The sequence below is a fragment of the Variovorax sp. GW531-E2 genome (assembly GCF_059423125.1).
In genome coordinates this window covers 36203-53335 of record NZ_JBWKXQ010000023.1, presented here as the reverse complement: position 1 = coordinate 53335, position 17133 = coordinate 36203, and the positions used below count along the sequence as shown (strand labels likewise).

Genomic DNA, 17133 nt, shown 5'->3' with positions numbered 1-17133 from the left:
CGGCACGTCGTAGACCGCCATGGTGCCATGACTGGCACCGGGTTCGGGCGCGCGCGGGGCGCGGCGCCCGTCAAACGGGGAGCGGAAGGCTCAGGCGGACGCGCCGCCGCCGATCACCTGCTGCAGCTCGCCCGACTCGTACATCTCCATCATGATGTCGGAGCCGCCCACGAATTCGCCCTTCACGTAGAGCTGGGGGATGGTGGGCCAGTTGCTGTATTCCTTGATGCCCTGGCGGATGCCGTCGTCTTCGAGCACGTTGACGGTCTTGAGCGTCTTGGTGTCGACGCCCACGGCCTTGAGGATCTGGATGGCGCGGCCCGAGAAACCGCACATCGGGAAGCTGGCGTTGCCCTTCATGAAGAGCACGAGTTCGTTGGACTTGACGAGGTCGTCGATGCGTTGTTGAGCGTCGGACATGGGGACTCCTGAAGAAAAGTGGGCTGGGGGGATTATTTCACCGTGCGCCAGATGCCGCCGGAGCAGCGCGCGATGCCGGCGAGGTCGTCACGGCTTTGCACCTCGGCAAAACCGCGTTCGGCCAGCAGCTGGCGCACCGCCTCGGCCTGGTCGTGGCCGTGCTCCAGCAGCAGCCAGCCGCCGTCGGCCAGGTGGGCCGGGGCGTCGCGCACGATCTGGCGGATGTCGTCGAGGCCGTCGGCGCCCGCGACCAGCGCGCGGGTCGGCTCATGGCGCAGCGCGGGCAAGTGCGGGTCGCCGGCGGCGATGTACGGCGGGTTGCTGGCGATGACCGCGTAGCCGTCGGCGGCGCCGTCGAGCCAGCTCGATTCGGTGAAGCGCACCGGCAGGCCCAGGCGCTGGGCGTTGGCCCGGGCCACCGCGAGGGCGTCGGCGCTGGCATCGACCGCGTCGACCTGCGCGTCGGGGCGCGCATGCTGCAGCGCCAGTGCGATCGCGCCGCTGCCCGTACCGAGATCGAGCACGCGCGGGGCCGGACGGCCGTCCGGAGCGGCAAGGCAGGCCAGGGCCCACTCGACCAGCGTTTCGGTGTCGGGGCGCGGTACCAGCACGCGGGCATCGACCTGCAGCTGCAGACCGTGGAATTCCTTCTCGCCCAGCAGGTAGGCGACCGGCTCGCCCGCCGTGCGGCGCGACAGCTGGCGCGCGAACGCGGGCCAGGCCTCGCCGGGAAACGGGTCGGTGTCGTGCGCGAGCAGCCAGGCGCGGTCGTTCACGGGGCGGCCCAGCGCATGCAGCAGCAGCAGCTGGGCGTCCAGGCGATCGATGCCCAGGGCCATGGCCGCGGCCAGCGCCTGCGCCACGGTGGACGGTGCGGTGGTGTCGGTCATCACGCGGGCAGGCTCGATTCGAGTTCGGCCAGCTGCTCGGCCTCGCGCGCGGCGCGCAGCGCCTCGAGCACGTCGCCCAGGTCGCCTTCCATGATGGCCAGCAGCTTGTAGAGCGTGAGGTTGATGCGGTGGTCGGTGAGCCGGCCCTGCGGGAAGTTGTAGGTGCGGATGCGGTCCGAGCGGTCGCCGCTGCCGATCAGGCCCTTGCGCATGGCGGCGTCCTTGGCGGCGCGCTCGCTGCGCTCCTTCTCCTGGATGCGCGCCGACAGCACCTGCAGCGCCTTGGCCTTGTTGCGGTGCTGGCTGCGATCGTCCTGGCACTCGGCCACGATGCCGGTCGGGATGTGCGTGATGCGCACGGCCGAGTCGGTCTTGTTGATGTGCTGGCCGCCCGCGCCGCTGGCGCGGTAGGTGTCGATGCGCAGGTCGGCCGGGTTGATCTGCACCGCCACGGTCTCGTCGGGCTCGGCCAGCACGGCAACCGTGCAGGCGCTGGTGTGGATGCGGCCCTGCGTCTCGGTGGCCGGCACGCGCTGCACGCGGTGGCCGCCCGACTCGAAGCGCAGGTGGCCGAACACGTCGTCGCCGACGATGCGGATCACCACTTCCTTGTAGCCGCCGAGTTCGCTCTCGCTTTCGCTCACCACCTCGCAGCGCCAGCCGGCGCGCTCGCAGTAGCGCGTGTACATGCGCAGCAGGTCGCCTGCGAACAGCGCCGACTCGTCGCCGCCCGTGCCCGCGCGGATTTCCATGAAGGCGTTGCGCGCGTCGTCGGGGTCCTTGGGCAGCAGCAGGCGTTGCAGCTCGTCCTCGAGCTGCACCAGCTCGGCCTCGGCGCCGGCGATTTCTTCTTTAGCCATCTCGGCCATGTCGGGGTCGTCGAGCATCTCCTGGGCGCCCGCGATGTCGGCTTCGCGCTGCTTGAAGCGCTCGTAGCGGCCGGCGATCTGCGTGACCTCGGCATGCTCGCGCGAGATGGTGCGGTACTGCGCCATGTCGCTCATGATGTCTTCGCGCGAGAGCAGGAAGTCGAGCTCGCCCAGGCGTTGGACGTAGCGTTCGAGTTGGTGGCGCAGAAAAGATTTCACGACGGAAGGGGCTCGAAAAATGGGGAGGGGAACGCCGCAGTGCAGCGGCAGGGCGCATGGAGACCGCGGCCCGCGCGGCGAGCGGGGCCATCGACGCGCGTCGTCGCTAACGCTCTTTGCGCAGGAACAGGCGCGACAGCGTCTGCGCCGTCTGTTCGCGCGAGGCGGCATCGCCCGCGTGCAGCTCGGCCATGGCGCCGTGCATCATCTTCTGCGTGAGGCCGCGCGACATGGCCTCGAGCACCGCATCAATCGATTCGCCCTTGGCGAGCAGCTTGCGCGCACGGGCCATCTCGGCGGCGCGCCATTCGTCGGCCTGCGCGTTGAGCTGCTGGATCAGCGGCACGGTGCCGCGCTGGCCCAGCCAGTGCATGAAGCTCTGCACGCCGGCGTCGATGATGACTTCGGCCTGCGCCACGGCGGCCTGGCGGTTGGCCTGGCCCTGCTGCACGACCTGGGCGAGGTCGTCCACGGTGTACAGGTAGATGTCTTCGAGGGCCTTCACCTCGGGTTCGATGTCGCGCGGCACGGCCAGGTCGACCATGAACATCGGGCGGTGCTTGCGTGCCTTGAGCGCGCGCTCCACGGCGCCCAGGCCGATGATCGGCAGCGTGCTCGCGGTGCAGCTGATGACGATGTCGAACTCGGCCAGCCGCGCCGGCAGGTCGGCCAGCCGCATGGCTTCGCCGCCGAAGCGCGAAGCGAGCTTTTCGCCGCGCTCCAGCGTGCGGTTGGCGATGGCGATGGCCTTGGGCTCCTTGGCCGCGAAGTGCGTGGCCGCGAGGTCGATCATTTCGCCCGCGCCGACGAACAGCACGCGGGTCTTGCGCAGGTCTTCGAACAGCTGGCCGGCCAGGCGCACGGCGGCGGCGGCCATGCTGATCGAATGGGCGCCGATCTCGGTGGCGGTGCGCACTTCCTTGGCGACCGCGAACGAGCGCTGGAACAGCTGGTTGAGCGTGCTGCCGAGCGCGCCGGCGGTTTCGGCCGCGCGCACGGCGTCTTTCATCTGGCCCAGGATCTGGGCCTCGCCGAGCACCATCGAGTCGAGCCCGCTGGCCACGCGGAAGGCATGGCGCGCGGCTTCGTCGTCGTGCAGGGTGTAGGCGTGCGAGCGCAGCAGGGCAGGGGCCACGCCGCCGCTCTGGGCCAGCCAGCCGAAGGTGTGGTCGAGCGCGATGTGCTCGGAGGCGCAATAAATCTCGGTGCGGTTGCAGGTCGAGATGATCGCGGCCTCGACCTGTGGGTGGCTGCTGTTGCCGGCGAAAGAACTGCGCAGGCTGTGCAGCGTCGGGGCGATCTGGTCGAGCGCGAACGCGAAACGACCGCGCAGATCGAGCGGCGCGGTCGTGTGGTTCAAGCCGAGAGCCCAGACTGACATGTCCATGATTATAAAATCAGCAGCCGGGCGAGGTTTGCCGAGGGGCAAATGGCTTTCCCTATGACAGCCATACGCTTCGCCACATGGCCCCGCGCCCACTCGTGGCCCCCTCATGGACCTTCTGGATCTCTTCAATCATCTGCTTAATTTTGCGGCACCGGCGGCCTTCATCGCCCTGGTGCTGGTGGCGGTCGGGCGCTTCCTCGGCGGCCCGCGCACCGGCATTCCGCACTGGTGGAAGCAATGGGCGATCACCTTCGGGGCTGGCCTGCTGACCTCGCTGGCCGGGCTGATCCTCACGGGCCGCGACGGCTCCATGGCCACCTATGCCGCGTTGGCGGCGGTCTGCGGCACCGTGCAGTGGATCGCGATGCGTGGCTGGGGCCGCTGAGCCGGCCTCAGTCCAGCCGGCGGGCCATGTAGACCGAGTCCCCGGGGTAGGTCGCCAGCCGGGCCTGCTGCGCGTCATCGGCCGGCACCGTGGCCGCATAGCCCTGGCGTTCCCAGAACCCGACCGAAGCCTGCACCGACACCAGCGTCGAATGCCGCCAGCCCGCGCGCAGCGCGTGCGCCCAGGCATGGCGCACGAGGCGCGGCCCCAGGCCCAGCCCCGAGGCCTCGGGGTGCACGGCCAGGTCGTGCAGGTAGAGCGCGTCGGCGTCGGGCGCCACCTCGAAATCGCCGTGCAACGGCGTGAGCTTGCCGCGCTGCGAGGGGTAGGCCGCCAGGTAGGCCCGCACGGCACCGCCGTGCTCGGCCACCCAGCCGGTGTGCGGCGAGGCTGCCAGCCGCCGCGCGATGAGCACGCCGTCCTCCACGAACCCCGCGCCGTAGCAGGCGAGCTGGATCGCCAGCACCGCGTCGAGGTCGTCCGCGCGCATGTCGCGCACGAGCAGAAGAGGAGCCGCCGCGTCCATCAGGCCAGCAGCAGCTTGTCGTCGTCCAGCTTCTCGCCGCGCGTCTGCTCGAACATGCGCAGCAGGTCGGGCACGTCCAGGCCCGCGCGCTGGTTGCCGGCCACGTCGAGGATGACCTGGCCCTCGTGCAGCATCACGGTGCGCGTGCCGTAGTCCAGCGCCTGGCGCATGCTGTGCGTGACCATCATGGCGGTGAGCTGGCTGCCTTCGACGATCTTGGCGGTGAGCTCCAGCACGAAGGCCGCGGTCTTCGGGTCGAGCGCGGCCGTGTGCTCGTCCAGCAGCAGGATGCGCGAGGGCCGCAGCGAGGCCATCAGCAGGCTCACGGCCTGGCGCTGGCCGCCCGAGAGCAGGCCGATGCGGTCGGCCAGCCGGTTTTCGAGGCCCAGCTTCAGGATCGACAGCTTCTCGCGGAACAGCTCGCGCAGGTTGCGGTTGAGCGAGAAGCCGAAGCCCCTGCGCTCGCCGCGCTTCCACGCCAGCGCCATGTTTTCCTCGATGGTCAGCGCCTCGCAGGTGCCGGCCATCGGGTCCTGGAACACGCGGGCCACCATGCCCGAGCGCTGCCAGGCGTTCAGGCGGGTCACGTCCTTGCCGTCGATCTCCAGGCGACCCTTGTCGACCATCAGGTCACCGCTGATCGCATTGAGGAAGGTCGACTTGCCCGCACCGTTGGAGCCGATCACGGTGACGAACTGGCCGGTCGGAATGTCCAGGCTCAGGCCGCGCAGCACGCGGTTTTCGATCGGCGTGCCCGGGTTGAAGGTGATTTCGAGTTGTTGGGCGCGCAGCATCAGTTCTTCCCCTTGAAGAGTCCGCCCAGCTTGCGCTTGTAGGCGGGCACCAGCAGCGCGAACGCCACGAGCACGGCGGTGACCAGGTTCAGGTCCTGCGCCTGCAGGCCCATGAAGTCGGTGTTCAGCGCCATCGCGATGAAGAAGCGGTACAGCAGCGCACCCAGCACGCAGGCCAGCGTGGTGATGACCATGCTGCGCGCGGGCAGCAGGGTCTCGCCGATGATCACGGCGGCCAGGCCGATCACGATCGTGCCCACACCCATCGAGATGTCGGCCGTGCCCTGGCTCTGCGCGAACAGCGCGCCGGCCAGCGCCACCAGCGCATTGGAGAGCGCCAGGCCCGCCATGGTCTGGAAATCGGTCGAGATGCCCTGGGCCCGCGCCATGCGCGCGTTGCCGCCGGTGGCGCGCATCGCCAGGCCCGCTTCGGAGGCAAAGAACAGGTCGACGACGATCTTCGCGGCGATCACGATGATCAGCAGCAGCAGCGGCTTGGCCCACTGCTCGGGCATGCCGCCGAAGCTGACCATGCTGAACACGGTGGGTTCGGTGATGAGCGCCACATTGGGCTTGCCCATCACGCGCAGGTTGATGGAGTACAGCGCGATCATCACCAGGATGCTCGCGAGCAGCTGCATGATCTTCAGCTTGACGTTGAGCCAGGCCGTGAGCCAGCCCGAGGCGGCACCGGCCACGCAGGCCACGGCCGTGGCGGCGGCGGGGTTCCAGCCCGCGACGATCAGCGTCGCGGCCACGGCGGCGCCCAGCGGAAAGCTGCCGTCCACCGTGAGGTCGGGAAAGTTGATGATGCGAAACGACATGAAGACGCCCAGCGCGACCAGTCCGAAAATCAGACCGATCTCGATGGCGCCCAGCGAAGCAATGAGGGACATGGGGGCTTCCGGCGGGAGCGCAGTCGGCGGGCCCCGGCGCCCGGCCTGCGCCGGGAGCAGAAGGCCCGCCGGGGCGGCGTTTACTTGGTGCTGACGACCTTCGCCGACTTCAGCAGCGCGTCCGACAGGGTCACGCCCTGCAGCTTGGCCGCGCCGGGGTTCACCACCAGCTCGAAGTTGGTGCTGGTCTGCGAGGCGATGGTGCCGGGCTTCTCGCCCTTGAGGATGCGCACCACGATCTTGCCGGTCTGGCGGCCGATGTCGGTGTAGTTCAGGCCCAGTGCGGCCACGGCGCCGCGCTCGACGGTGGCGGTGTCGGCGGCCACCACGGGCAGCTTGGCCTGCTGGGCCACCTTCACGATGCCCTCGAAGGCCGACACCACGTTGTTGTCGGTGGGCGTGTAGATCACGTCGGCCTTGCCGACCAGGCTCTGGGCGGCGGTGGGCACGTCGACCGTGCGCGCGGCGGCGGCTTCGACCACCGTCATGCCGGCGGCCGAGGCGGCCTTCTTGAGCGACTCGACGATGGCCACCGAGTTGGCTTCGCCGGGGCTGTAGATCACGCCGACGCGCTTGGCCGTGGGCACGACCTTCTTGATCAGGTCGATGTGCTTCTCCAGCGGCGACAGGTCGGACACGCCGGTCACGTTGGTGCCCGAGGGCTCCCAGTTCTTCACCAGCTTGGCGGCCACCGGGTCGGTGATGGCCGAGTACACGACGGGAATGGTCTTGGTGGCGGCCACGGTCGCCTGCGCCGACGGCGTGGCGATGGCGACGATCACGTCGGGCGCATCGCCCACGTACTTGCGGGCGATCTGGGCGGCGGTGCCTACGTTGCCCTGGGCGCTCTGGTAGGTGAACTTGAGGTTCTTGCCCGCTTCGTAGCCGGCGGCCTTCAGCTCTTCCTTCACGCCGTCGCGCACGGCGTCCAGCGCCGGGTGCTCGACGATGGCGGTCACGGCGACCGACTTGTCGGCGGCCAGGGCCGGTGCGGCGGCGAGCACGCCGAGGGCCAGGGCCACGGCGCTGAAGGGGGTGCGAAGCAAAGCGTTTTTCACGTAAGGGTCTCCGGGTGGGGAAAGGGGTGTGGGTGCGTTCGAAGCCGCCGGCAAGGCACCGGCAAAGCACCAGGGCGCGCAATTCAGCGGCCCGGCGTGGCGCAACGCCGTCCGGGCGCGTCGAAGTCTAGATCGTACTTTGCACAATTAAGGTGCATGAATGCCTCGGGCTTTCCCCGCTTTAGGAAACATAATTGCATCCTTGATGCATATGGAGAGACGAAATTGCAGATCATCGAACTCGACCGGACCGATCGGCGGATTCTGGACCACCTCCAGGCGCACGGTCGCGCGTCCAACCTGGACCTGGCCGAGGTGGCCCAGCTGTCGCCCGCGCAGTGCCTGCGGCGCCACCGGCGGCTCGAGGAACTGGGGCTGATCAGCGGCTACGCCGCGCGGCTCAACGCGCGTCACATCGGGCTGGGCGTGATCGCCTTCATCCACGTCACGATGGCGCGCGGCCATGTCGACGAGCTGCCCAAGTTCCAGGACCTGATCGCCGACATGCGCCAGATCCTGGAGTGCTACTCGGTGACCGGCGACTTCGACTACGTGCTCAAGGTGGTCGCGCGCGACCTGGAGGCGCTGTCGCAGTTCCTCATGCACACGCTGATGCACATGCCGGGCGTGTCGGCGGTGCGCTCCAGCGTGTGCCTGAACGAGATCAAGTGCACGGGGGCGCTGCCGCTCGAATAGGGCGACGGGCGCGTCAGGTGCTGGTGGTGCCCGGCAGCGGGGACGCCGGCGTGGCCGGCGCCGGCGACGGCTCGGCGGGCAGCACCGGCGCGGGCGCCGCCATCACCAGCGTCGTGGGCGTGGCCAGCGGCAGGTCGGCCTGCTTGAGCGCGTCGAGGATCGTGAACAGCAGGTCGCTGCGCACGCCGCCTGCCAGCCGGGGGCTCGGCACGTAGGCGATGGCCTGGAAGATCAGCAGCCCGTTCTCGATGCCTTCGAGCGTGAGCGAGGGCGCCGGCGTTTCCAGCACGCCCTCGTGCGCGCGGCAGGCCTCGAGGATCAGCTCGCGCACGCGCTGCGCGTCGGTGGTCAGCGGCATGGGCAGGCGGATCAGCACGCGGCCTTCGGCGTTGGCCAGCGTCATGTTGCGCACGGTCTTGGTGATGAACTCCGAGTTCGGCACGATCAGCGTCGAGCGGTCGCCCAGCTGGATCTCGGTGGCACGCACGTTGATGCGCCGCACGTCGCCCTCGGTGGTGCCCAGCACCACCCAGTCGCCGACCTTCACCGGCTGCTCGGCCAGCAGGATCAGCCCCGAGATGAAGTTCTGCACGATGGCCTGCAGGCCGAAACCGATGCCCACCGACAGCGCGCTCGCCACCCACGCGATGCGCTCGATGCCGATGCCCAGCGCCGACAGCGAGAACGCCACCACCAGGATGCCGCCCACGTAGCCCAGCAGCGTGGTGATCGAGCTCTGCATGCCCGGCTCGAACTGCGTGCTCGGCAGGTAGCTGCGCGAGAGCCAGCGCTTGAACACCCGCAGCACGATGAAGCCGATCACCGCCACCGCCACGGCGCTGAGGATCGCGCCGGGCACCAGCTGGAATTCGCCCACCTTCACGCCGGTGCCGAGCTTGCCGCCGCGCTGGAACACCTCGCCCGGGCCCGTGCCCAGCGGCGCGGCCAGCGCCACCAGCATGTAGAAGAACAGCGCCACGCGGCTCAGGCCCGAGAGCACCGTGGCCGCCTGGTCGAGCGTCTGCGGCGCCAGGCCGAAGCTCTTCTGCAGCCGCTGGCCGGAGGCGCTGCGCGAGGACACCACGGCCATGAACAGGTCGTCGGCGAACTTGAACAGCACATAGAAGGCCGCCGCGACGATGCCGCTCCAGGTGAGCTGCGAGGCCAGGAAGCTCGCCAGCGCCACGTAGCCGAAGGCCACCAGCACCCAGATCGCGATCACCAGCACCACGATCAGCGCCACCAGCACCCCGACCCACATCGGCCGTTCCGGCAGGCCGGCGTCGGGCGCGTCGGCGCGCAGCGCCTTCAGGCGGTACACGACGGTGCCGACCAGCGCGGTGAGCAGCAGCGCCGTCGCCACGTGCGTCGTGACCACGGCGGCAAAGCTGGCGTCGATGAGCGCGTTGATCTCGGCCGGCGTCCACGCCAGCGCGGCCACCAGCGCCACCAGCCACGGCAGCGCCGACAGGCGCTGTGCCGTGAGGTCGGGAATGGCCGGCAGGCGCCACGACGGCCGCCCCGTGGCCAGCAGCCCGCGCCCGAGGCCGATGATGAACGCCATGAAGGTCAGCGTCTGCGCCGCCGATTGCAGCGCCTTGCGCGCCTGCGCATCCCACATCGCGTGGGCCTTGAGCACTTCGACGACGCCGTGCGCGGCCACGGCGACCAGCAGCACGTGCGTGGCGACGATGGCGATCACCAGCAGCGAGCGGCGCAGCCGCCCGGCCGGCAGCACGCGTGTGGCCAGGCGCGCCAGCCCGCGCTCGGCGGCCCAGACGCCGAGCCAGGCGAGCAGCAGCGCGCCGATGAACGAGGCGATCACCGGCGTGCGGCTTTCGGGCTGCAGCGCCTGGTCGAAGCCGTCGCCGAGCGCCGCCCCGATCGCCTGCAGCCGTTCGAAGTCGTCGGGCCAGGCCTCGCGCAGGTCGTCCCAGAACTCGCCGCTGAGCGGCGAGGCGGCGCGGCTGGTGAGTTCGGCCTCGAACTGCTGGCGCCGCTGCGACACCACGTCGGTGCCGCGCTGGCGCACGTCGATCGCCAGCAGCTTGGCCAGACGGATGTCCGCGTCGAGCGCGTTGCGCTCCTTGGTCAGCTGCGCGCGCTGGCGCGTGATGTTGGGGTCTTCGGTGGCGCCGGCGGCGGGCGGATTGCCGAGTTCGCCGAGGCGCGCGTTCAGGTCGGCCAGTTCGCTGGTACGGGCGGCGACGAACTTGTCGGCCTGCACGCCGATCTCGTTGATCTGCGCGAGCTGCTTGCGTGCGTCGTCTTCGGCGCCCGGAACGACACTGGCGTTGCCCTTGCCCGAAGGCGCGATGCGGGCGAACTGCGCGCGCAGCTCGGCGATGGTGGGGGGCGGGGCGGCCGCCGCCGCGGTGTTGGCGCTGTTGTTGGGGTTGCCGTTGCCTGCGTTCATGCTGGCGTCCGGCTGCGCGAAGGCGCCGCCGCACGTCAGCAGGGCCCACAGAGCCAGGAGGGCGGGAAGGCACAGGCCCGCCAGGCGAGAGGTCCGATTCATGGCCGCATCATAGAAGCCGCCATGACGTAAGAACGGGTAAGAAATGCAGCGTCAGCCCGCGGGGCTGAACAGGTCCACCCGGTCGGTGATGATGCCGTCGGTGCCCAGGTCGATGAGCCGCTGTGCGGCCCAGTCGTCGTTCACCGTGTAGCTCAGCGAACGCAGGCCCGCACCATGCACCTGCGCCACGGTGGCGGCGTCCCACAGCGCGTGGTTGCAGACGATGGCCTGGCAGCCCAGGCCCAGCGCGGTGTCGAGCCAGCCGTTCCAGAGCGTGTCGAGGAGCAGGCCGCGCGGCAGCTCGGGCTGCACGGCCTGTGCGCCCTTCAGCGCGTCGACCTGGAACGAGGTGAGCAGCGGCGGCACGGCCGCACCCTGCCACAGGCGCGCGGCTTCGCGCGCCACCACCTCGCCGGTCTCGCGCTCGGTGCCGGGCGTGGGCTTGATCTCGATGTTCAGCAGCAGGTTGTTGGCCCGGCAGAAGCGCGCCAGGTTTTCCAGTGTGGGCAGCGGCTCGCCTGCGAAGGCGCGCGAATGCCAGCCGCCGGCGTCGAGCTGCGACAGCGCGCTCCACGCCTGCTGGCCGCCGATGCCGTGGCCGTTGGTGGTGCGATCGAGCGTGGCGTCGTGCATCAGGAACACCACGCCGTCGGCGCTGAGCTTGGCGTCGCATTCGAACATGCGGTAGCCGTGCGAAGCGCCGAAGCGGAAGGCCGCAAGCGTGTTCTCGGGCGCCAGCTTGCCGGCGCCGCGGTGCGCGACCCAGCGGGGGTAGGGCCAGGGGCTGCGTTCGGCCATCGCTCAGTCGGCGCGCTTGCCGGAGCCGGCGTCGAACCAGTGCAGCTTGTCTTCGCGCGCCGCGATCTTCACCGTGTCGCCGGCCACCGGCGGGTGGTCGCCTTCGTCGGTGCGCATGATGATCTGCTCCTCGCCGATGCGGCCGTACACCAGGCGCTCGGCGCCCAGCAGTTCGACCTGCTCGACCTGCACCGTCCAGCCGCTTTCGTCGAGCTTCATGTGCTCGGGGCGGATGCCCAGGATCTGGCCCGGACGCACGCCCGGTGCGTGCTTGAGCAGGTTCATCGGCGGCGAGCCGATGAAGCTCGCCACGAAGGTGGTGGCGGGCCTGGAGTACACCTCTTCGGGCGTGGCGAACTGGTCCATCACGCCGCCGTTCATCACGATGATGCGCTGGGCCAGCGTCATGGCCTCGACCTGGTCGTGCGTGACGAACAGCGAGGTGATGCCGAGCTCGCGGTGCAGCTTCTGGATCTCGAGGCGGGTCTGGGCGCGCAGCTTGGCGTCCAGGTTCGACAGCGGTTCGTCGAACAGGAACACCTGCGGCTGGCGCACGATGGCGCGGCCCATGGCCACGCGCTGGCGCTGGCCGCCCGAGAGTTCGCGCGGCTTGCGCTCGAGCAGGTGGCCCAGCTCGAGGATCTTGGCCGCCTTGTCGACGCGCACCTTGATCTCGGCCGTCGGCACCTTGGCGATCTTCAGGCCGTAGGCCATGTTCGCGAACACGCTCATGTGCGGGTACAGCGCGTAGTTCTGGAACACCATGGCGATGTCGCGCTCGGAGGGTTCGAGCTGGTTCACGACCTTGCCGCCGATGCAGATTTCGCCGGCCGAGATTTCCTCCAGGCCCGCGACCATGCGCAGCAGCGTCGACTTGCCGCAGCCCGAAGGGCCGACGATGACGATGAATTCGTGGTCGGCGATCTCGGCGCTCACGCCGTGGATGACCTGGTTGGCTTTCGGCCCGTGGCCGTAGCGCTTGATGACGTTGCGTAGGGAAAGAGCTGCCATTTTTTATTTCTCGGTATCAACAAGGCCCTTGACGAACCATTTCTGCATCAGGATCACCACCAGCGCGGGCGGCAGCATCGCCAGGATGGCGGTGGCCATCACGACGTTCCATTCGTTCTGTCCGTCGCCGCCGGCAATCATCCGCTTGATGCCGACCACCACGGGGTACATGTCTTCGCTCGTGGTCGCCAGCAGCGGCCACAGGTACTGGTTCCAGCCGTAGATGAACTGGATCACGAACAGCGCCGCGATCGAGGTCTTGGACAGCGGCAGCAGCACGTCGAAGAAAAAGCGCATGGGGCTCGCGCCGTCCATGCGCGACGCTTCGGTGAGCTCGTCGGGCACGGTGAGGAAGAACTGGCGGAACAGGAAGGTCGCCGTGGCCGACGCGATCAGCGGCACCGTCAGGCCCGCGTAGGTGTTCAGCATGTTCAGGTCGGACAGCACCTTGTAGGTGGGCAGGATGCGCACCTCCACCGGCAGCATCAGCGTCACGAAGATGGCCCAGAAGCAGATCTTCTTGAACGGGAAGCGGAAGTACACGATGGCGAAGGCCGACAGCAGCGAGATGGTGATCTTGCCGATGGCGATGACCATGGCCGTCACGAAGCTCACCCACATCATGTGCGCCACCGGGGCGTTGGAGCCCGCGCTGCTCGCGCGCCCGAACAGCGCGCCCTTGTAGCTGTCGACGATGTTCGAGCCGGGTGTCAGGGGCATCGGCGCCTGCACGATCTCCTGGGCCGTGTGCGTGGAGGCCACGAACGCCAGGTAGAGCGGGAAGGCGACGATGAACACGCCCAGGATCATGATGACGTGGGCCAGGATGCCCTGCGTGCCGCGTTTCTCAACCATGCTGCGCTCCGCCGGATTCGATTTGTTCTTGTTGCTTCATCAGTACTGCACTTTCTTCTCGACGTAGCGGAACTGGATGACGGTCAGCGCCACCACGATCACCATCAGCACCACCGACTGCGCGGCCGAGCCGCCGAGGTCCAGGCCCTTGAAGCCGTCGTGGTAGACCTTGTAGACCAGGATGGTCGTGTCCTTGCCCGGGCCGCCCTGCGTGGCCGCATCGACGATCGCGAAGGTGTCGAAGAAGGCGTAGACCACGTTGATCACCAGCAGGAAGAAGGTGGTGGGCGACAAGAGCGGGAACTGCACGGTCCAGAAGCGGCGCCACGGGCGCGCGCCGTCGATGGCCGCGGCCTCGATCAGCGACTTCGGAATGGACTGCAGCCCGGCCAGGAAGAACAGGAAGTTGTAGGAGATCTGCTTCCACACCGAGGCCATCACGATCAGCGTCATGGCGTGGCCCGAGTCGAGCAGGTGGTTCCAGTTGATGCCGATCTTGCCCAGCGCATAGGCCACCACGCCCAGCGAGGGCGAGAACATGAAGACCCACAGCACGGCCGCCACGGCAGGCGCCACGGCGTACGGCAGGATCAGCATGGTCTTGTAGAACATGCCGCCGCGCACGATGCGGTCGGCGAACACGGCCAGCATCAGCGACAGGCTGATGCCGATGCCGGCCACCAGCACCGAGAACAGCGCGGTGGTCTTGAACGACTCGGCGTAGGCCGGGTCGTCGAACAGGTGGCGGAAGTTGTCGAACCCGACGAACTCGACCGACGTGCCGAACGCGTCCTGCTGCTGCAGCGACTGCAACAGCGCCTGGCCGGCCGGCCAGAAGAAAAACACGAGGATCACCGCCATCTGCGGTGTCAGCAGCAGCCAGGGCAACCAGCCCGAGCGAAAGAAAACGCGTTTTTCCATGAAGCCCCTACATAAAAAATCCCGCCCGGCGCACCCTGGAAGAAGGGCGTGCGGGGGCGGGCGATATTAGCCGGACACGGAGCCCGGATCTTCAATCGTTAGCTTTTGTTCGCCTTTTGGAAGCGTTCGAGCTGTTCGTTGCCGCGGGTCACGATCGAATCGAGGGCTTCCTTGGCGGTCTTCTTGCCGCCCCAGACCTGTTCGAGCTCTTCGTCCTCGATGGCGCGGATCTGCACGTAGTTGCCCAGGCGGATGCCGCGGCTCTTGTCGGTGACCTTGCGGATCATCTGCGTCACGGCCACGTCGGTGCCGGGGTTCTGCTTGTAGAAGCCCGACTCTTCGGTGAGCTTGTACGAGGCGGTGGTCACCGGCAGGTAGCCGGTGCGCTTGTGGCTGGCGGACTGCACTTCAGGCGTCGAGATGAAGCTGAAGAACTTGGCCACGCCCTTGTACTCGGCGGCCTTCTTGCCCGACATGACCCACAGGCTGGCGCCGCCGATCACGGTGTTCTGCGGTGCGCCCGGCACGTCCGGGTAGTAGGGCAGGGGTGCCAGGCCGTAGGCGAACTTGGCGTTCTTGGCCACGTTGCCGTAGAAGCCCGAAGACGTGTTGATCATGGCGCACTCGCCCGACACGAACGAGGCCTCGGGCACGTTGCCGCGGCCCTTGTAGATGAACAGGCCTTGCTTGGACATGCTGGCCAGGTTCTCGATGTGGCGCTGGTGCAGCGGCGAATTCACCTTCAGGCGCGCGTCCAGGCCCTGCAGGCCGTTGGCCTTGCTGGCGAACTCGACGTTGTGCCAGGCCGAGAAGCTCTCGACCTGCGTCCAGTTCTGCCAGGCCGTGGTGAACGGGCACTTGTGGCCGCTGGCCTTGAGCTTGGCGGCTGCCGCGACCACTTCGGGCCAGGTGGCGGGTGCCTTGTCGGTGGGCAGGCCGGCGGCCTTGAAGGCGTCCTTGTTGAAATAGAAGATCGTGGTCGAGCTGTTGAACGGGAAGCTCAGCATCTGGCCGTTGGGGGCGGTGTAGTAACCGGCCACGGCGGGGATGTAGGCGGCCGGGTCGAACTTCTCGCCCGCGTCCTTCATGACCTGGCCGACCGGAATGACGGCGCCCTTGCTGGCCATCATGGTGGCGGTGCCCACTTCGAACACCTGCAGGATGTGCGGTGCGTTGCCCGAGCGGAAGGCCGCGATGGAGGCCGTCATCGATTCGTCGTACGTGCCCTTGAAGGTCGGCACGATCTTGTATTCCTTCTGGCTCTCGTTGAACTGCTTGGCCAGGTCGTTGACCCACTCGTTGTTGACGGCGGTCATGGAATGCCACCACTGGATCTCGGTCTGGGCCTGGGCTGCATTGAACAGCGTGGCGGCCAGCGCCGATGCCAACGCGAGCGTCTTGAATCGCATGAAGACTCCTGAAGGGAAAAAATGGAAAGCGCGAATGCTAGGGCATGTGCGTGACACAGCCGCGTCACATTGGGGCACGGACCGAAGGGTTCCTCCAATCGGGGAAACCCCTTTGGCGTCAAGCCCGGTGCGGGTTGCGGGCCTCATGCTGCGCTGCACCATGCTAGCATCGCCCTCCCTTTTTTGGCCTAGCTTGTCGCCATGGCCGGGGCTTCCTTGAGTACGCCATGAGCAGCAAAACCTCCCTCGACAAAAGCAGGATCAAGTTCCTTTTGCTCGAAGGCATCCACCCCTCGGCCGTGGAGGTGCTGCGCGCCGCCGGCTACACCAACATCGAGTCGCTGCCGGGTGCGCTGCCCGACGCCGAACTCAAGGCCAAGATCGCCGACGTGCACTTCGTGGGCATCCGCTCGCGCACCCAGCTGACGGCCGAGGTGTTCGCTGCTGCCCACAAGCTGGTGGCCGCCGGGTGCTTCTGCATCGGCACCAACCAGGTCGACCTCGAAGCCGCCCGCGAACACGGCGTGGCCGTGTTCAACGCGCCGTATTCCAACACCCGCTCGGTGGCCGAGCTGGTGCTGGCCGAAGCCATCCTGCTGCTGCGCGGCGTGCCCGAGAAAAGCGCCGTGGCGCACCGCGGCGGCTGGCTCAAGTCGGCCGAGAACGCCTTCGAGATCCGCGGCAAGACGCTGGGCATCGTGGGCTACGGCTCCATCGGCGCGCAGCTGTCGGTGCTGGCCGAGGCGCTGGGCATGCACGTGGCCTTCTACGACGTGGTCACCAAGCTGCCGCTGGGCAACGCCCGCCAGGTGCGCGAGCTGCACCAGCTGCTGGGCCAGAGCGACATCGTGACCCTGCACGTGCCCGAGACCCAGGCCACGCAATGGATGATCGGCGCGGCCGAGATCGCCGCCATGAAGCCGGGCGCCATCCTGCTGAACGCCTCGCGCGGCACCGTGGTCGAGATCGAGCCGCTGGCCGAGGCCCTCAAGAGCAAGAAGCTGCTGGGCGCCGCCATCGACGTGTTCCCGGTCGAGCCGCGCACCAACAAGGACGAGTTCCAGTCGCCGCTGCGCGGGCTGGACAACGTGATCCTCACGCCGCACATCGGCGGCTCGACCATGGAGGCGCAGGCCAACATCGGGCTCGAAGTGGCCGAGAAGCTGGTCAAGTACAGCGACAACGGCACCTCGACCTCGTCGGTCAACTTCCCCGAGGTGGCGCTGCCGGCGCACCCGGGCAAGCACCGCCTGCTGCACATCCACCGCAACGTGCCGGGCGTGCTGTCCGAGATCAACAAGATCTTCTCGGACAACAACATCAACATCTCGTCCCAGTTCCTGCAGACCAACGAGAAGATCGGCTACGTCGTGATGGACATCGACGCCGCCTCGTCCGACCTGGCGCTGGAAAAGCTGGCGAAGGTAGGCGGGACGATCCGCAGCCGCGTGCTGTTCTGAGCCCGCCGGGGCCCCCGCGGG

Annotated in this window: 17 protein-coding genes; 3 read left to right on the top strand and 14 right to left on the bottom strand. The window is 68.3% G+C overall.

Translation table 11 applies throughout. The features are described from left to right. Positions 1–90: 90 nt before the first annotated feature. The 4 genes from grxD to hemA form a co-directional block, all read right to left on the bottom strand. Positions 91–420 (bottom strand): Grx4 family monothiol glutaredoxin, encoded by a 330-nt coding sequence (gene grxD / locus AC07XP_RS15545; protein ID WP_062474501.1) that lies wholly within the window; start codon positions 418–420, stop codon positions 91–93. A 32-nt stretch (positions 421–452) separates the two neighbouring features. Continuing rightward, a complete protein-coding gene (prmC, locus tag AC07XP_RS15540; RefSeq protein WP_495265179.1) occupies positions 453–1310 on the bottom strand; it encodes a peptide chain release factor N(5)-glutamine methyltransferase in 858 nt (285 codons plus the stop codon). After that, positions 1310–2398, bottom strand: coding sequence for a peptide chain release factor 1 (prfA, locus tag AC07XP_RS15535; protein ID WP_062474498.1), 1089 nt, complete (start codon positions 2396–2398; stop codon positions 1310–1312). Before prfA ends, prmC begins: the two co-directional genes overlap by 1 nt. A 106-nt stretch (positions 2399–2504) precedes the next feature. Beyond that, positions 2505–3779 (bottom strand): glutamyl-tRNA reductase, encoded by a 1275-nt coding sequence (hemA, locus tag AC07XP_RS15530; RefSeq protein ID WP_495265178.1) that lies wholly within the window; start codon positions 3777–3779, stop codon positions 2505–2507. A gap of 112 nt (positions 3780–3891) precedes the next feature. On the opposite strand from hemA, the gene AC07XP_RS15525 reads away from it, so the two are divergent. Then, the gene (locus tag AC07XP_RS15525) at positions 3892–4170 is read left to right on the top strand and encodes a hypothetical protein (RefSeq protein WP_495265177.1); all 279 of its coding nucleotides are present in this window, start codon (positions 3892–3894) and stop codon (positions 4168–4170) included. Between the two features lie 7 nt (positions 4171–4177). Here AC07XP_RS15525 and AC07XP_RS15520 read toward each other — a convergent pair whose 3' ends face one another. The 4 genes from AC07XP_RS15520 to AC07XP_RS15505 form a co-directional block, all read right to left on the bottom strand. Beyond that, on the bottom strand, positions 4178–4696 hold the full coding sequence (locus tag AC07XP_RS15520) for a GNAT family N-acetyltransferase (protein WP_495265176.1): 519 nt from the start codon (positions 4694–4696) through the stop codon (positions 4178–4180). Further along, a complete protein-coding gene (locus AC07XP_RS15515; RefSeq protein ID WP_495265175.1) occupies positions 4696–5490 on the bottom strand; it encodes an ABC transporter ATP-binding protein in 795 nt (264 codons plus the stop codon). Before AC07XP_RS15515 ends, AC07XP_RS15520 begins: the two co-directional genes overlap by 1 nt. Next, positions 5490–6386 carry an ABC transporter permease gene (locus AC07XP_RS15510; RefSeq protein WP_062474491.1) on the bottom strand — a complete coding sequence of 299 codons (897 nt, stop codon included), beginning with the start codon at positions 6384–6386 and terminating at the stop codon, positions 5490–5492. Before AC07XP_RS15510 ends, AC07XP_RS15515 begins: the two co-directional genes overlap by 1 nt. Before the next feature lie 80 nt (positions 6387–6466). After that, the gene (locus AC07XP_RS15505) at positions 6467–7444 is read right to left on the bottom strand and encodes an ABC transporter substrate-binding protein (RefSeq protein ID WP_172438392.1); all 978 of its coding nucleotides are present in this window, start codon (positions 7442–7444) and stop codon (positions 6467–6469) included. A gap of 225 nt (positions 7445–7669) precedes the next feature. Between AC07XP_RS15505 and AC07XP_RS15500 the strand changes: the two genes are divergently transcribed. Continuing rightward, positions 7670–8140 (top strand): Lrp/AsnC family transcriptional regulator, encoded by a 471-nt coding sequence (locus AC07XP_RS15500; protein ID WP_056578260.1) that lies wholly within the window; start codon positions 7670–7672, stop codon positions 8138–8140. Between the two features lie 13 nt (positions 8141–8153). Here AC07XP_RS15500 and AC07XP_RS15495 read toward each other — a convergent pair whose 3' ends face one another. From AC07XP_RS15495 to ugpB, 6 genes are all read right to left on the bottom strand, one after another. After that, positions 8154–10658 carry a DUF3772 domain-containing protein gene (locus tag AC07XP_RS15495; protein WP_495265174.1) on the bottom strand — a complete coding sequence of 835 codons (2505 nt, stop codon included), beginning with the start codon at positions 10656–10658 and terminating at the stop codon, positions 8154–8156. 51 nt (positions 10659–10709) lie between these two features. Continuing rightward, entirely contained in the window at positions 10710–11456 is a 747-nt protein-coding gene (gene ugpQ / locus AC07XP_RS15490) for a glycerophosphodiester phosphodiesterase (RefSeq protein WP_495265173.1), read from the bottom strand. Positions 11457–11459: 3 nt separating this feature from the next. Continuing rightward, positions 11460–12467, bottom strand: coding sequence for a sn-glycerol-3-phosphate ABC transporter ATP-binding protein UgpC (gene ugpC / locus AC07XP_RS15485; RefSeq protein ID WP_062474484.1), 1008 nt, complete (start codon positions 12465–12467; stop codon positions 11460–11462). A gap of 3 nt (positions 12468–12470) precedes the next feature. After that, complete coding sequence (gene ugpE / locus AC07XP_RS15480) at positions 12471–13322, bottom strand: sn-glycerol-3-phosphate ABC transporter permease UgpE (protein ID WP_495265172.1); 852 nt, start codon at positions 13320–13322, stop codon at positions 12471–12473. Positions 13323–13361: 39 nt separating this feature from the next. Next, the gene (gene ugpA, locus AC07XP_RS15475) at positions 13362–14243 is read right to left on the bottom strand and encodes a sn-glycerol-3-phosphate ABC transporter permease UgpA (RefSeq protein ID WP_062474481.1); all 882 of its coding nucleotides are present in this window, start codon (positions 14241–14243) and stop codon (positions 13362–13364) included. Positions 14244–14341: 98 nt separating this feature from the next. Continuing rightward, positions 14342–15652, bottom strand: a complete 1311-nt coding sequence (gene ugpB / locus AC07XP_RS15470; protein WP_070063600.1) for a sn-glycerol-3-phosphate ABC transporter substrate-binding protein UgpB — start codon at positions 15650–15652, stop codon at positions 14342–14344. A 227-nt stretch (positions 15653–15879) separates the two neighbouring features. On the opposite strand from ugpB, the gene serA reads away from it, so the two are divergent. Continuing rightward, positions 15880–17112, top strand: a complete 1233-nt coding sequence (gene serA / locus AC07XP_RS15465; RefSeq protein WP_070063599.1) for a phosphoglycerate dehydrogenase — start codon at positions 15880–15882, stop codon at positions 17110–17112. Positions 17113–17133 lie beyond the last annotated feature (21 nt).

Excerpts from the sequence above, each read along its gene's own strand:
- ugpC (WP_062474484.1), bottom strand. The coding sequence starts at position 12,467 with ATGGCAGCTCTTTCCCTACGCAACGTCATCAAGCGCTACGGCCACGGG.
- ugpA (WP_062474481.1), bottom strand. The coding sequence starts at position 14,243 with ATGGAAAAACGCGTTTTCTTTCGCTCGGGCTGGTTGCCCTGGCTGCTG.
- ugpB (WP_070063600.1), bottom strand. The coding sequence starts at position 15,652 with ATGCGATTCAAGACGCTCGCGTTGGCATCGGCGCTGGCCGCCACGCTG.
- hemA (WP_495265178.1), bottom strand. The coding sequence starts at position 3,779 with ATGTCAGTCTGGGCTCTCGGCTTGAACCACACGACCGCGCCGCTCGAT.
- AC07XP_RS15495 (WP_495265174.1), bottom strand. The coding sequence starts at position 10,658 with ATGAATCGGACCTCTCGCCTGGCGGGCCTGTGCCTTCCCGCCCTCCTG.
- ugpQ (WP_495265173.1), bottom strand. The coding sequence starts at position 11,456 with ATGGCCGAACGCAGCCCCTGGCCCTACCCCCGCTGGGTCGCGCACCGC.
- AC07XP_RS15525 (WP_495265177.1), top strand. The coding sequence starts at position 3,892 with ATGGACCTTCTGGATCTCTTCAATCATCTGCTTAATTTTGCGGCACCG.
- serA (WP_070063599.1), top strand. The coding sequence starts at position 15,880 with ATGAGCAGCAAAACCTCCCTCGACAAAAGCAGGATCAAGTTCCTTTTG.
- AC07XP_RS15510 (WP_062474491.1), bottom strand. The coding sequence starts at position 6,386 with ATGTCCCTCATTGCTTCGCTGGGCGCCATCGAGATCGGTCTGATTTTC.
- AC07XP_RS15520 (WP_495265176.1), bottom strand. The coding sequence starts at position 4,696 with ATGGACGCGGCGGCTCCTCTTCTGCTCGTGCGCGACATGCGCGCGGAC.
- grxD (WP_062474501.1), bottom strand. The coding sequence starts at position 420 with ATGTCCGACGCTCAACAACGCATCGACGACCTCGTCAAGTCCAACGAA.
- prmC (WP_495265179.1), bottom strand. The coding sequence starts at position 1,310 with ATGACCGACACCACCGCACCGTCCACCGTGGCGCAGGCGCTGGCCGCG.
- ugpE (WP_495265172.1), bottom strand. The coding sequence starts at position 13,322 with ATGGTTGAGAAACGCGGCACGCAGGGCATCCTGGCCCACGTCATCATG.
- AC07XP_RS15515 (WP_495265175.1), bottom strand. The coding sequence starts at position 5,490 with ATGCTGCGCGCCCAACAACTCGAAATCACCTTCAACCCGGGCACGCCG.